12 protein-coding genes are annotated in these 13,942 nt (G+C 60.3%); 10 read left to right on the forward strand and 2 right to left on the reverse strand.

Going from position 1 to position 13,942, the window contains the following annotated elements:
* Positions 1–79: 79 nt before the first annotated feature.
* Genes MDHKLMBL_RS10685 through arsJ form a run of 3 tightly spaced genes read left to right on the forward strand, consistent with a single transcriptional unit; the run spans position 80 to position 3,090 of the window.
* On the forward strand, positions 80–844 hold the full coding sequence (locus MDHKLMBL_RS10685) for a metalloregulator ArsR/SmtB family transcription factor (RefSeq protein ID WP_008172983.1): 765 nt from the start codon (positions 80–82) through the stop codon (positions 842–844).
* 46 nt (positions 845–890) lie between these two features.
* Positions 891–1,895 (forward strand): ArsJ-associated glyceraldehyde-3-phosphate dehydrogenase, encoded by a 1,005-nt coding sequence (locus tag MDHKLMBL_RS10690; RefSeq protein WP_104270787.1) that lies wholly within the window; start codon positions 891–893, stop codon positions 1,893–1,895.
* Position 1,896: 1 nt separating this feature from the next.
* Positions 1,897–3,090, forward strand: a complete 1,194-nt coding sequence (gene arsJ, locus MDHKLMBL_RS10695) for an organoarsenical effux MFS transporter ArsJ (RefSeq protein WP_104270788.1) — start codon at positions 1,897–1,899, stop codon at positions 3,088–3,090.
* 7 nt (positions 3,091–3,097) lie between these two features.
* Here the strand turns inward: arsJ and MDHKLMBL_RS10700 are convergent, their stop codons facing one another.
* Entirely contained in the window at positions 3,098–3,724 is a 627-nt protein-coding gene (locus MDHKLMBL_RS10700; protein WP_008172980.1) for a hypothetical protein, read from the reverse strand.
* Positions 3,725–3,813: 89 nt separating this feature from the next.
* Between MDHKLMBL_RS10700 and MDHKLMBL_RS10705 the strand changes: the two genes are divergently transcribed.
* From MDHKLMBL_RS10705 to MDHKLMBL_RS10730, 6 genes are all read left to right on the forward strand, one after another.
* Positions 3,814–4,422, forward strand: a complete 609-nt coding sequence (locus tag MDHKLMBL_RS10705; RefSeq protein WP_104270888.1) for an ABC transporter ATP-binding protein — start codon at positions 3,814–3,816, stop codon at positions 4,420–4,422.
* Positions 4,409–5,206 carry an ABC transporter permease gene (locus MDHKLMBL_RS10710; RefSeq protein WP_041645695.1) on the forward strand — a complete coding sequence of 266 codons (798 nt, stop codon included), beginning with the start codon at positions 4,409–4,411 and terminating at the stop codon, positions 5,204–5,206. The genes MDHKLMBL_RS10705 and MDHKLMBL_RS10710 overlap by 14 nt, the downstream gene beginning before the upstream one ends.
* On the forward strand, positions 5,203–6,387 hold the full coding sequence (locus MDHKLMBL_RS10715) for an MFS transporter (RefSeq protein ID WP_104270789.1): 1,185 nt from the start codon (positions 5,203–5,205) through the stop codon (positions 6,385–6,387). The genes MDHKLMBL_RS10710 and MDHKLMBL_RS10715 overlap by 4 nt, the downstream gene beginning before the upstream one ends.
* Positions 6,388–6,398: 11 nt before the next feature.
* Positions 6,399–7,517, forward strand: a complete 1,119-nt coding sequence (locus MDHKLMBL_RS10720) for a tRNA-queuosine alpha-mannosyltransferase domain-containing protein (protein WP_104270790.1) — start codon at positions 6,399–6,401, stop codon at positions 7,515–7,517.
* Between the two features lie 110 nt (positions 7,518–7,627).
* On the forward strand, positions 7,628–11,221 hold the full coding sequence (gene nifJ, locus MDHKLMBL_RS10725; protein ID WP_104270791.1) for a pyruvate:ferredoxin (flavodoxin) oxidoreductase: 3,594 nt from the start codon (positions 7,628–7,630) through the stop codon (positions 11,219–11,221).
* Positions 11,214–12,206: a dihydroorotate dehydrogenase-like protein gene (locus MDHKLMBL_RS10730; RefSeq protein WP_104270792.1), complete on the forward strand. Its 993-nt coding sequence runs from the start codon at positions 11,214–11,216 to the stop codon at positions 12,204–12,206. Before nifJ ends, MDHKLMBL_RS10730 begins: the two co-directional genes overlap by 8 nt.
* Before the next feature lie 12 nt (positions 12,207–12,218).
* Here the strand turns inward: MDHKLMBL_RS10730 and MDHKLMBL_RS10735 are convergent, their stop codons facing one another.
* Positions 12,219–12,623: an acyl-CoA thioesterase gene (locus tag MDHKLMBL_RS10735; protein WP_008172970.1), complete on the reverse strand. Its 405-nt coding sequence runs from the start codon at positions 12,621–12,623 to the stop codon at positions 12,219–12,221.
* A 197-nt stretch (positions 12,624–12,820) separates the two neighbouring features.
* Here MDHKLMBL_RS10735 and MDHKLMBL_RS10740 point away from each other — a divergent pair, with 197 nt between their 5' ends.
* Positions 12,821–13,861, forward strand: a complete 1,041-nt coding sequence (locus MDHKLMBL_RS10740; RefSeq protein ID WP_008172969.1) for a substrate-binding domain-containing protein — start codon at positions 12,821–12,823, stop codon at positions 13,859–13,861.
* Positions 13,862–13,942 lie beyond the last annotated feature (81 nt).

Genomic DNA, 13,942 nt, shown 5'->3' on the forward strand with positions numbered 1-13,942 from the left:
TTCCTTTACTCGTGAAGATGCCGGATCTATTATGCACAAAATTGGATATCCATAAAGCCGAATATATGGGGAAGCAGATATGAAGCGCCGCGTTTTGTTTGTCTGTACCGCCAACAGTGCCCGTTCTCTTATGGCAGAAGCCTTGCTGCGGGACATAGCCGGGGACCGGTTTGAAGTGGCCAGCGCCGGTACCGAGCCAACCGAGCCCCACCCGATGGCATTGCAGGTTCTTGAGGAAGCCGGCGTATCGACGGAAGGGCTTTCTAGCAAGCGGTTGGCAGATTTGCAGGAACAGTATTGGGATTACGTGATTACCCTCTGCGAGAAAGCTTCCAGCGAGTGCGGTGCGGTCTGCCAGCCGGCCCAGCAGATTGCCTGGGATTTTGCCGATCCGGTACCAGCAAACCGCCATTCCACTTTCGCCCTCAGGCTTAAGGAGATCAAAGAGCGAGTCGCCCTGTTCGCACTCATTCATCAGAAAGAAACTGGAGCGAAACCCGCCAGCTATGACCCGGTCACGGTGTTCAAGGCGCTGGCCGACGATTTCCGCCTTGCGGCGCTGTTAATGATCCGCAGCCAGGGGCAACTCTGTGTCTGCGAGCTTACCGAAGCCTTTGAAGCGCCCCAGCCGAAAGTCAGCCGGCATCTGGCCACGTTGCGGGATGCCGGCCTGCTGGCCACGGAGCGTCGGGGCCAGTGGATCTACTATTCCCTGAACCCGGGCATTCCGCAGTGGCTGGCCCGGGTGCTGGATGAAACCGCCAGCCATAACGGCCGATTGATAGAGAACCCGCTTGCGCGATTGCAGGCCATGGCAGACCGCCCATCTGTCCAATGTCTGTAATGTCCGCAGGGTCTAATGTACGGAACAGGTTTATCAGGAGCACAACATGAGCAAGATCAAAGTAGGCATTAATGGATTTGGCCGAATCGGTCGTCTGGCCTTGCGGGCCGCCTGGGGCTGGCCAGATATGGAGTTTGTGGCCATCAACGATCCGGGCGCCGATACCGGTACTTTGGCTCACCTGCTCAACTTTGACAGCATCCATGGTCGCTGGAGTCGGGAAGCCACTGCCGACGGAACGGATATCGTCATCGAGGGCCAGCGCATTCGCGTGACTCACAACCGGAGCATCGGTGAAACCGACTGGTCCGGCTGCGATCTGGTGATCGAGGCAAGTGGCGTGAACAAGAAGGTCAGTGCTTTGCAGGCGTACCTGGACCAGGGCGTGAAACGGGTCGTGGTCACGGCACCGGTGAAGGAGGCGGGCGCCAAGAACATTGTGGTTGGTGTGAACGATGATATTTTCGACCCGGCCAACGACCGCATTGTGACCGCCGCCTCCTGCACCACCAACTGTCTGGCACCGGTGGTGAAGGTGATTCATGAGAAGCTGGGCATCAAGCACGGCTCCATCACCACCATTCACAGCCTGACCAACACCCAGACCATTATCGATGCGCCCCACAAGGATCTGCGCCGGGCGAGAGCCTGCGGCAGTTCACTGATCCCCACCAGCACCGGTTCAGCAACGGCGATTATCGAAATATTCCCGGAACTGAAAGGGCGCCTGGATGGCCACGCCGTGCGCGTGCCGCTCACCAACGCGTCGCTGACCGATTGCGTGTTTGAAGTGGAATCGGCTACCGACAGGGACACCGTAAACCAGCTGTTGAAAGAGGCTGCCGAGGGTGAACTGAACGGTATTCTGGGCTACGAAGAGCGCCCACTGGTGTCCATCGACTACAAGACCGACCCGCGTTCCTCCATCGTTGATGCCCTGTCCACCATGGTGGTCAACGGTACCCAGGTGAAAATCTATGCCTGGTACGACAACGAGTGGGGCTACGCCAACCGCACCGCCGAACTGGCGCGCCGGGTGGGCTCGGCGTGATATGACGGCCGCCATCCGACAGTACCTGATTATCACCGGTAACTACTGGGCTTTCACCCTCACCGATGGTGCCCTGCGGATGCTGGTGGTGCTGCATTTCTACCAGTTGGGCTATTCGCCGCTGGAAATCGCCCTGCTGTTCATCTTCTACGAGTTCTTCGGGGTGGTGACCAATCTGGTGGGCGGTTACCTGGGTGCCCGCATGGGCCTGAACCGCACCATGAACATCGGGCTGTTCCTGCAGATTGTGGCGCTGGGCATGCTGGCGGTGCCGGCGGCGATGCTCACGGTGCCCTGGGTGATGGCGGCGCAAGCATTGTCCGGCATTGCCAAGGATCTGAACAAGATGTCCGCCAAGAGCGGCATCAAGTTGCTGGTGCCGGATGAGCAGCAGGGCACCCTGTACAAGTGGGTGGCCATTCTGACGGGCTCCAAGAATACCCTCAAAGGTGTGGGCTTTTTCCTCGGTGGGGTCCTGCTGATGGCGGCCGGCTTCAAGGGTGCCGTGATTATCATGGCGGTGGCTTTGGGACTGGTCTGGCTGGCCAGCCTGTTCTTGCTGGGACAGGATCTGGGCAAGAGCAAGGCCAAACCGAAGTTCAGCGAGATCCTCTCCAAAAGCCGGGCCATCAATGTCTTGTCGGCGGCCCGGATGTTTCTGTTCGGCGCGCGGGATGTCTGGTTTGTGGTTGCTTTGCCCGTTTACCTGCACACGGTCTTTGGCTGGGACTTCTGGAAAGTGGGCGGCTTTATGGCCAGCTGGATTATCGGCTACGGCTTTATTCAGACCATTGCCCCGCGCATCACCGGCAACATGGAAGGCAAGCAGCCTGCTGTGCTCTGGGCGGCAGCACTGGCGCTGATTCCGGCAGCGATTGCCATCGGCCTGGCAGCGGGTTGGTCACCCCAGTTCGTGATTGTTGGTGGCCTGCTGTTGTTTGGCGTGCTGTTTGCCGTCAACTCGTCGCTGCACAGCTATCTCATCGTTAGCTATGCCCGCGGTGATGGGGTGTCCCTGGATGTGGGCTTCTATTACATGTCCAATGCCGCCGGCCGGTTGCTGGGAACGATTCTGTCCGGCTGGGTCTACCAGGCCTGGGGGCTGGAGGCCTGCTTGTGGATATCGTCGGGTCTGGTGGCCATGGCCGCGTTGCTGTCGGTTTTGTTGCCCCAGCGGCGGCCAGTGACGGCCTGACCGGGCTTCAGAACCGAATGGCCAGCCCTGCGGCGGCTTCCACCTGCAGGTAGCCGCTGCTGTCGAATCTGAGTTCGCAGCCGCCGGAGCAGAACGCGGAGCCGCCCGAGTTCAGGGCTGTGTAAACACCACGCAGATCGAGCCTCAGGCGCAGTTGTTCCGTCAGGAAAAACTGGTACCCGCCGCCAATGGACAGGGCGGCCCGGTGATGGGTTTCATACCGTGAATCGTCCGGCTCGAGGCGGGTAACGCCGAACACACCAGAGACAAACCCGCCATGATTCTGGCCAGCCGGGAAATACAGCCCGCCGAACTGGAGCTGGTAGATGGTCAGGTCGATGGAATCCAGGCTCGGTGCAAACAGACCATTGTCCAGTCGGGCGGAGGTGTTCTGCCGGCCGAAATAAATCTCTCCCTGTTTGCCGGGCTCTGCCAGATCAAAATTGAACACCAGTCCCTGGCTGGCGGAATCCCGGAAGTCGATCTGGTCTGAGGTGCTGGCGCCGGCGGTCTCGATATCCACCGAACTGCTCATGCGAAAACCGGCAAACGGTGCCAGACTGACCTCTGCTGCCAACGGCGGGGCAATCAGTGCAACTGCCAGTGTGAACGTAACAAGAGATCGAAGCTTCATACATCCCTGGCCTGTGTGGCTGGTTGTTGGCAGGACACTGTGCAATGGTATATCCGTTATGAACATTGGCGAGCCCTGATGAGGCTATCTTGACAGATTTGGTCCTGAAAAATCTCTGTGTTGGCACTCTCAGTAACGTGTCTTTGACGGTACCTGGTGGACAGGTTGTCTGTCTGTCCGGTCCGTCAGGCAGTGGCAAGAGTCGGCTGCTGAGAGCCGTGGCGGACCTGGAGCCCCATGGGGGCACCGTGTCTGTGGCTGATACCTGCCAGGAGGATTTGCCCGCCCACCAATGGCGAAGCCGGGTGGTGATGGTGCCGGCAGACAGCCAGTGGTGGTTTGATGAGGTTGGAGGTCACTTCCCGGATCATGTGAAGGCAGATTTGCCGTCAGCGCTGGGCTTCCCGCCCGAGGTGCTGGAGTGGTCGGTAAGCCGGTTGTCTTCCGGTGAGCGGCAGCGGCTGGCGCTCTGGCGGGCCCTGCTGCTTGAGCCTGAGGTTCTCTTACTGGACGAACCCACCGCCAACCTCGACAACGACAGCACAGAAGCGATTGAAACCTGGTTGCTTGAGGAAATCCGGAGGCGGCAGATCGCAGTGCTCTGGGTCGCCCATGATGTTGGCCAGATTCATCGGGTGGCCGATGCCCATTACCGGATTATTGGCACCAGCCTGGAGCGCGCAGATGGAAGTGATTGATCTGGCCTGGTGGAAGTTGGGGCTGGCGGCGCTGCTGGTGCTCGCCCTGGCTGGGACGGGGTATCTGGCCCGACTGGGCATTACCCGAAACCTGTTGATCGCTGCACTTCGAACAGTGATTCAGCTGGCGCTGATCGGGCTGGTTCTGGAGGCACTGTTTGCGTCGTCCGGGTTCTACTGGATCGCCCTGATGGCCCTGGTCATGCTTCTGGTTGCCGGCCGGGAGGTTGTTGCGCGTCAGGGCCGAAGACTCCAGGGCTGGTGGGCGTTCGGTATCGGCACCGGATCGATGTTCGTATCGTCCTTCTCGGTGACGGTACTGGCGCTCTCGGTAGTGATCGGCCCAGACCCCTGGTACACCCCACAGTACGCCATTCCCCTTCTGGGCATGATGCTCGGAAACACCATGACAGGCGTCAGCCTGGCGCTGGATCGTTTGAACGAATCGGTCTGGCGGCAGCGGGCCGTCATCGAAAACCGCCTGATGCTGGGCCAGACCTGGAAGCAGGCGCTGGAGGATATCCGGAGGGACGCCATGCGCAGTGGTATGATGCCTTCCATCAACGCCATGGCCGCTGCCGGTATCGTCAGCCTGCCTGGCATGATGACCGGCCAGATTCTTGCAGGCAGCCCGCCGGCAGTGGCGGTGAAATACCAGATTCTGGTGATGCTGATCATCACCGTCGGCACCGGATTCGGTGCCCTGATGGCAGTTTCCTGGGGCGGGCGAAGACTGTTCGACGACCGGGAGCGCCTACGACTGGACCGACTGGTGAAACAATGATCGACCTGCTACGACGTTACCCCCTCCCTGTGATCGTTCTGGCCCAGCTTTTCGGCACCTCGCTCTGGTTCAGTATCAACGGTGTCTGGTTGTCGCTGGCCGGCGAGCTTGGCCTGACCGAAAGTGATCTCGGGCGGCTGACATTGGCGGTGCAGGCCGGGTTTATCGCGGGCACCTTGACCATTGCGGTGACCGGCCTGGCCGACCGCTTTGGCGCGAGTCGGATCTTTGCGCTGTCGAGCCTGTTGGGGGCTCTGGTTAACGGTGGATTTATTTTCGCTGCCGGTGCGCCGCCGCTCGATTTCCTCCTGCGCTTTGCCACCGGGCTGTGTCTGGCCGGCATCTATCCCCTGGGCATGAAAATGGTCATTGCCTGGACGCCAAAGTACGCCGGCGCCGCCCTTGCCTGGCTGGTGGGCATGCTGACACTGGGAACGGCGCTCCCACACCTGATGCGTGGAGCAACCCTGGGCATGCCCTGGGAGTGGCCGCTGATGGCGGCGTCCTGTCTTGCCGTGGCCGGAGGGCTGCTGGTGTTTCTGCTGGGTGACGGCCCGCACCTGCCTAGAAGCAGCGGGCGATTGCCCCTCAGCCAGGGGTTGGCGGCTCTGCGCATCCCGAGATTCCGGGCAGTGGCCGGTGGTTACTTCGGCCATATGTGGGAACTCTACGCGTTCTGGACATTAACCCCCCTGTTCATCGGCCGGGAGCTGCAGCGGATGGGGCAGAGTGACGCACTTATTCCCTGGTTGTCGTTTGCTGTCATTGGCATTGGTGCGGCAGGTTGCGTCGGTGGTGGCCGGCTCAGCCGAACACGGGGTAGTGAATGGGTGGCCCGGCGAGCCCTGATGGTGTCCGGGGCCTTCTGCCTGGTTTACCCCTGGCTGAACGGACTATCGCCGGCCTTGCTGATCGTTTTGCTCATTGTCTGGGGCATTGCTGTGGTTGCCGACTCACCTCAATTCTCGGCGCTGGCCTCGGCAACGGCGCCGAGGGAGTCGGTAGGCTCCTCTCTGGCGGTGATGAATGCGGTCGGGTTTGGTCTGACGCTGCCGGCCATCTGGCTGACCAGTGGGCTCTGGGGCCAGTTGAATGTCTGGGTGGTTCTCCTGCTGTTCCCCGGTCCGGTGCTCGGGCTTTGGGCACTCTCCCGGGCTCGGCCTGAGATTCAGGCTGGTTAGTGAGACATCGTATGACGACCTCTGGAACCACGCCGAGAATACTCCTTCTGTCTGGCTACGATGCCGCCAGTCACAGGCGCTGGCGGGAGCAGTTGAGCGCCATGTTTCCGCGTTATGAATGGCAGTTTCTTGCTTTGCCGCCAAGATTCTTCCGCTGGCGTATCCGTGGCAATCCACTGAGCTGGCTGAATGAGCCGCTCCTGCAGGAATCCTGGGATCTGATCATCGCCACCTCCATGGTGGACCTGGCAACCTTGCGGGGGCTACATCCGCGCCTGGCCAATACCCCCTGCCTGCTGTACATGCATGAAAACCAGTTCGCCTTTCCGGTATCGAGTGGCCAGAACAGCAGTGCCGATCCGCAGATGGTGAACCTCTATAGCGCGCTGTCTGCCGATTGTGTGGTATTCAACAGTGGCTGGAACCGGGACAGTTTTCTGGCTGGCGCCGACTCTTTCCTCAAGAAGTTGCCCGACGCAGTGCCCGAGGGCCTGATCGAAACCCTGCGGGACAAGTCGAGGGTGATACCGGTGCCGATCGAGGACCGGTTGTTTGCTGATCGTCGGCCACTTATGAACCGGGCCTGCCCCCATCTGCTCTGGAACCATCGCTGGGAATACGACAAGGGGCCTGACCGTCTGCTGAAGTTCCTGCAGGTGCTGGACCAGCGTTCGATGCCGTTCAGGTTGAGTGTGGTGGGTGAGCGATTTCGCAGCTATCCGAAGGCATTTGACCGGATCCGGGAACAGTTTGGTCCTTGCATCGAACACTGGGGGTTTTTCGAGAATCGTGAAGACTATGATCAGTTGCTGCGTCAGGCCGATATTGTGATCTCCACGGCACTGCACGATTTCCAGGGGCTGTCGATGCTGGAAGCCATGGCTTCAGGTTGCGTGCCACTGGCGCCGGATCGCCTGGCCTATCGCGAATACGTGCCGGATCTGTGTCGCTATGAGAGTCATCAGGAAAATGCGGCGATGGAGGCTGAAGTGGCTGCCGACACGCTTGAACAGCTGCTGGAAGGACAGCTTCTGGCCTGCCCGCCGGAGGATTGGCGGGCATCCAGCCTGGCCGGCGATTATCATTCCCTGTTCCAAGATTTGATTCAGGCAGGATCAGCCAGTTCCTGAACCTGTTTCTTCCTCAAATCTGTCTCAGATCAATCCCGTTCCTTTGCGGTTGGCCCGGCCGATACTAGACTCAGAACTGTCTTTCGGCCTCACCACAAGGAGTCGTGGCCATGGAGTTTCATACCCTCGATGGCAATGAAGCGGTGTCTTCGGTGGCTTATCGCCTGAGCGAGACCATTGCCATCTATCCGATTACCCCTGCTTCGGTCATGGGCGAGCATGCCGATGACTGGGCGGCCCTGGGCAAGCCCAATCTCTGGGGGCAGGTGCCAAGTGTGGTCGAAATGCAGTCCGAGGCTGGTGCCGCGGGTGCCATGCACGGGGCACTGCAGGCCGGTTCACTGGTGACCACCTTTACTGCGTCCCAGGGGCTGCTGCTGATGCTGCCCAATCTGTACAAGATTGCCGGTGAGCTGTCGCCCTTCTGCATGCATATTGCTGCGCGCAGCGTTGCCACCCATGCCTTGTCGATCTTCTGCGACCATTCCGATGTAATGAGTGCCCGCGGTACCGGATTTGCCCTGCTGGCTTCGGGGTCGGTACAGGAGGCCCAGGACCTTGCGGCCATCGGCCACGCCGTCACCCTGGAAAGCCGGGTGCCGGTGATGCATTTCTTCGACGGCTTTCGCACCTCCCATGAAATCTCCAAGATTGCGGCGCTCAGTGACCAGGATTTGCAGGCGCTGGTATCGCACGACGGAGTTGAAGCACATCGCAGCCGCCGGATGACACCGGACCGGCCAGTGGTTCGCGGCACCTCCCAGAACCCGGACGCCTTCTTCCAGGCCCGGGAGGCCATCAATCCCTTCTATCAGGCATTCCCGGGGAAGCTTGAAGCCGTGATGGACCGTTTCGCCGGTATCACCGGTCGGCAATACCGTCTGTTTGATTATGTTGGGCACCCTGAGGCCGACAGAGTGGTCATCCTGATGGGTTCCGGGGCCGAATGCGCCCATGAAACGGTGGAGTGGCTGCTGACGCAGGGTGAGAAGGTCGGGGTTCTCAAGGTCCGCCTGTTCCGGCCCTTTGCCACGTCGCGTTTTCTGGACGCTTTGCCCGATACCGTCGAACATCTCGCGGTGCTGGATCGCACCAAGGAACCGGGAGCCCAGGGTGAGCCCTTGTTGCTGGAAGTCAGCGGTGCCCTGATGGAGGCCTACAGCCGGGGGGATCGGAAGGTACTGCCCCGGGTGATTGGCGGCCGATATGGGCTGTCTTCCCGTGAGTTTACGCCGGCCATGGTCTGCGCCATTTTCGACGAACTTAAAGCGGCAGCGCCGAAAACCCGCTTCACCGTCGGCGTGCGGGACGATGTCAGCCACCTTTCGCTGGAGGTGGATAGCGAACTGGATATTGAATCCCCGAAAACCCGCCGGGCGCTGTTCTTCGGTCTCGGTGCCGATGGCACTGTCAGCAGCAACAAGGCCAGCATCAAGATCCTGGGTGAGGGCACGGAGCTGTTCGCCCAGGGCCATTTTGTCTATGACTCCAAGAAATCCGGCGCTACCACCGTCTCCCATCTGAGGTTTGGGCCGCTGCCGATCCGCTCCAGTTACCAGATCAACAGGGCCCAGTTCGTCGCCATTCACGCGCCCCAGTTTCTGGAGCGGTTTGATGTGCTCGAACACGCTGCCGAGGGTGCCACGGTGCTGCTCAATGTGCCCTGGTCAAAGGACGAGGTCTGGGATCGGCTGTCGATCGAGGTTCAGCGGGTATTGGTCGAGCGCAAGGCCCGGCTGTTCGTGATTGATGCCGCCGAGGTGGCGGAAAAGGCGGGTCTGGAGCGGCGGATCAACACCGTGATGCAGGTCTGCTTCTTCGCCCTGGCAGATATCCTGCCCCGGGAAGAGGCCATTGCCCATATTAAGGAATCCATTCGCAAAACCTGGGGCCGCCGCGGGCCGGAGGTGGTGCGCCGCAACGTGGAAGCGGTGGACTCGGCCCTGGACAACCTGCATGAGGTGCCGGTCCCGGACAAGGTGACGGCAACCCGCACGCGATCGCCAAGGGTGCCCGAGAATGCGCCGGACTTTGTGCAGAAAGTCACTCGCCTGTTACTGGAGGGGCAGGGGGACAAACTGCCGGTCAGTGCGTTCCCGCCGGACGGTACCTGGCCAACGGGAACCAGCCAGTACGAGAAGCGAACCATCGCCCTGGAAATCCCGATCTGGGAATCCGACCTCTGCGTGCAGTGCAACTTCTGCGCGATGATTTGCCCGCACACCGCGATCACCAGCAAGGTGTTTGAGCCCGAGTCGCTCAAAGGGGCACCGGAGGCGTTCGAGGTGGTGCCGGAAACCCAGACGTCTGAACTGGAGGGCCTGGATTACCGGATTCAGGTGGCGCCGGATGACTGCACCGGTTGTGGCTTGTGTGTCGAGGTCTGCCCGGCAAAGGACCGCACCCAGCCCAAACGCAAAGCCATCAATATGCAGCCGATCGAAGCGCACCGTGAGGTGGAGGCAGAGAACCTGGCGTTTTTCCGGCAATTGCCGGCTGTGCCCAGAGACCGTATCCCCCGGGACTTCAAATCCCTGCCGCTGCTGATTCCCCTGTTCGAATATTCCGGCGCCTGCTCCGGCTGCGGTGAAACACCCTACATCCGTCTGCTGACCCAGCTGGTGGGCGATCGGTTGCTGATTGCCAACGCCACCGGATGTTCCTCGATCTATGGTGGCAATCTGCCCACCACGCCGTACACAGTGAACGCCGACGGCCGTGGTCCTACCTGGAACAACTCGTTGTTTGAGGACGCGGCGGAACTGGGCCTGGGCATGCGTCTGGGGCTGGACAAGCTTGTCGGTCGGGCCCGGCAGTTGCTGGAAGGGTTCCGGGAAGAACTACCTGACGGACTCTACCCGGAGCTGACCGGCGCCTGCACCACCGTTGATGAATCGGCAATGGCAGCCAGACGCACAGCCATTGAGCAGCTGCGGAACTGGCTGGCAGACAAGCAGACGCCAGAGGCCCGGGAGCTGGACAGCCTGGCCGATGAGCTCTGCCCGAAGAGTGTCTGGGTAATCGGGGGCGACGGCTGGGCCTACGATATTGGTTATGGCGGTCTCGACCACGCCCTGGCCTCGGGTCAGAATGTGAAACTGCTGGTACTCGATACCGAAGTCTATTCCAACACCGGCGGGCAGCAGTCCAAGGCCACCCCCATGGGTGCAATTGCCAAGTTCGCCGCCGCCGGCAAGGCCACTCGGAAGAAGGATCTGGGTCTGCTGGCCATGAGTTATGGTCACGTCTACGTGGCCCAGATTGCCATGCAATCCCACAGCAATCACACCACCAAGGCCCTGCAGGAAGCCGAGAGCTTCGACGGCCCGGCACTGATCATCGCCCACAGCCCCTGCATTGCCCACGGTTACGACCTGGTGCACTCGCCCGCACAGCAGAAGCGGGCGGTAGACAGCTGGGCCTGGCCGCTGTACCGGTTTGATCCCCGGCGCATCCACGAAGGGCTGCCGCCCCTGCAGCTGGACTCCCTGCGCCAGAAAGTCTCCATGAAAGCCTACATGCAGGAAGAGGCCCGGTTCCGGATGCTGGAGCTGCGGGATCCCCAACGTTACGAACAGCTGGTGGCGGCAGCTTCTGAGGCTGCAACTGAGCAGCGTGAGCTCTACAAGCAGCTGGCGGGGATCCACTTCGAGCCCCATGAAACTTCTGACGCTGACAATGAAAAGGGTGAACGTCATGACTGAATTGGCAACCCGTTGGCTGGGGTTGGAGCTTCGCTCCCCCCTTGTGGTCGGCGCCAGCCCCCTGACCGATGACCTGGACGCGCTGAAGGCCTGTGTTGACGCTGGCGCCGGTGCCGTGGTGATGCATTCCCTCTTCGAGGAGCAGCTGGTGGAGGAGCAAATGGCGGCTCACCGGTTTATTGATTCGCGGATCAACATGGACGCCGAAGCCCGATCGTTCTTTCCCGAATCCGAGTTGTTCGAGATGGGATCGGACAGCTACCTGCAGCGGTTGGAGCTGTTGCGACATTCGCTGGGTGTGCCGGTGATTGCCTCGCTCAACGGTATTTCAGCGGGTGGCTGGACCCGGCATGCACGTGAGCTGGAAGCGGCGGGCGCCCATGCTATCGAACTGAATCTCTATGACCTGGCCTCGGATCCGGAGGAAACAGCGGAGGCACTGGAACAGAGACAACTCTCGGTTGTGAGGTCAGTGGCTGAGCAGGTGAGCATTCCGGTCAGCGTCAAGCTATCGCCTTTCTACTCGGCCTTGCCTGCGTTTGTCGCCGGTATCGAAGAGTCAGGGGCCCGGGGCGTGGTTTTGTTCAACCGGTTCTATCAGCCCGACATGGATCTGGATGAGCTGGAGTTAAGCCGGGAGGTGGTGCTGTCGACCAGTGCGGAGCTGCCGTTGCGGTTACACGCAGCCGCCATGTTGTATGGCCAGACAACACTGGAGATGGCAGTTTCGGGCGGCGTTCACAGTGGTGACGATGCGGCAAAAGCCATCCTTTCGGGCGCTTCCGCTGTGCAGGTGGTCTCGGCCGTGTTGTCGGAGGGTACTGGCGCCCTGTCGAGGATTACCCGGGAAATGACGGCTCGGCTCTCCGGAATGGGATACCGCTCGCTGGCGGAAGCCCGGGGCGTTATGTCAATGGCGAACGCCCCCAATGCCCGAACCTGGGAGCGTCTCAACTACGCCCGCCTTCTGCACGGCTGGAACTAGAGCGGATCAGGGTCAGAGAACCTGCTCCGGCACCTCGCGGATCCGACCGTGCTCATCAATGGCAACGTAGACGAACAGACCCTCGGTGACCTTACGTGGATTCTTGGCAGTGCGGTCAAGGGTCCACACTTCCACGCTGATTTTCATGGAACTGCGGCCGATATCGACGAGTTCGCAGTAACAACCTACCTGGGACCCTACTCGCAACGGTGACAGGAACTCCATCCGGTCCATGGCCACGGTGGCGTTACGGCCCTGGGAAATCCGTCCGGCCATGGTCGCCGCGGCGAGATCCATCTGTTTTACCAGCCAGCCGGCAAAGACATCGCCATTGGCATTGGTGTCTGAGGGGAGCGGGATAATCTGCAGGGTGAGTTCGCCACGGGGCGTGGGTTTGTCATCATCTAACGCTGTCATAGTACTGCCTTCTTGCGAGCCTGGAATTGTTTTAACACGCATGGTAGCGGGCTGAAGCAGCGCTGCAAGCAAATTTGAACATTCCTGACTATATTTCAGAAGCTGTAACAAAGTTGTCACAGAGTGCCATTAGTCTGCACCCATCGGTAAAGCACATCCGACAAAACGTCCAAACCAAAAAATGGAGACATGACGTGATGAAACTGAACAAAGCACTCGCGACTGTAGCACTGGCCGGCTCCGTAGCCGCCATGTCTGCACCAGCCATGGCCCGTGACACCATCAGCATCGTGGGTTCCTCAACTGTTTATCCGTTCGCCACAGTTGTTGCCGAGCGTTTCGGCACCAAGACCGACTTCAGCACACCCAAGCTGGAATCCACCGGTTCAGGCGGCGGTCTCAAGCTTTTCTGCCAGGGCATCGGCACCCAGCACCCGGACATCACCAACGCGTCACGTCGCATGAAGACGTCCGAGTTCGAACTCTGCCAGAGCAACGGCGTTACAGACATCACCGAATTCCGCATTGGTTCTGACGGCATCGTGATCGCCAGCTCTAAAGAAGCTGAGAACCTCGATATCACCCTCGAGCAGCTGTTCCTGGCCCTCGGTTCCAAAGTGCCTGTTAACGGCGAGTGGGTAGCCAACCCGAACAAAAACTGGAGCGATGTTGACTCCAGCCTGCCGAACAAGCCGATTCGTGTAATGGGTCCGCCCCCGACTTCCGGCACCCGTGATTCCTTCAACGAGTTGGCTCTCGCCGCTGGTTGCGACGAGCTGCCTGAAGCCGCCAGCCTGAGCAAGGACGAGCACGCCTCCATCTGCGAAAGCGTTCGTGAAGACGGCGCCTTTATCGAAGCGGGTGAAAACGACAACCTGATCGTGCAGAAGCTGATTGGCGACACCGGCATGTACGGTGTATTCGGTTACAGCTTCCTGGAAGAAAACGCAGACCGTCTGCAGGCTGCCACTCTGAACGGTATGATCCCGACTGCCGAAGCCATTGCTGCGGATGAGTATCCGGTGGCCCGTTCGCTGTTCTTCTACGTGAAGAAAGCTCATGTTGGTGTGGTTCCGGGCATTGCGGAGTATGTCAGTGAGTTCACCAGCAACGCTGCCATGGGCCAGAACGGCTACCTGAAAGATGTGGGCCTGATCGTGCCGCCGCGGGCTGCTTTGATGGACCTGATGGACAAGGCAGAAAGCATGCCGAACCTGACCCTGGACGAGCTCAAGTAAGACCGTCGTCCGGTCAAGAATGGAGGTGCGGGTCTCGTTGGAGGCCCGCACCTTTTGCACGTTTGGACGATCCGGTGCGAG

The organism is Marinobacter flavimaris (assembly GCF_002933295.1).
In the GTDB taxonomy this organism is placed as follows: domain Bacteria; phylum Pseudomonadota; class Gammaproteobacteria; order Pseudomonadales; family Oleiphilaceae; genus Marinobacter; species Marinobacter flavimaris.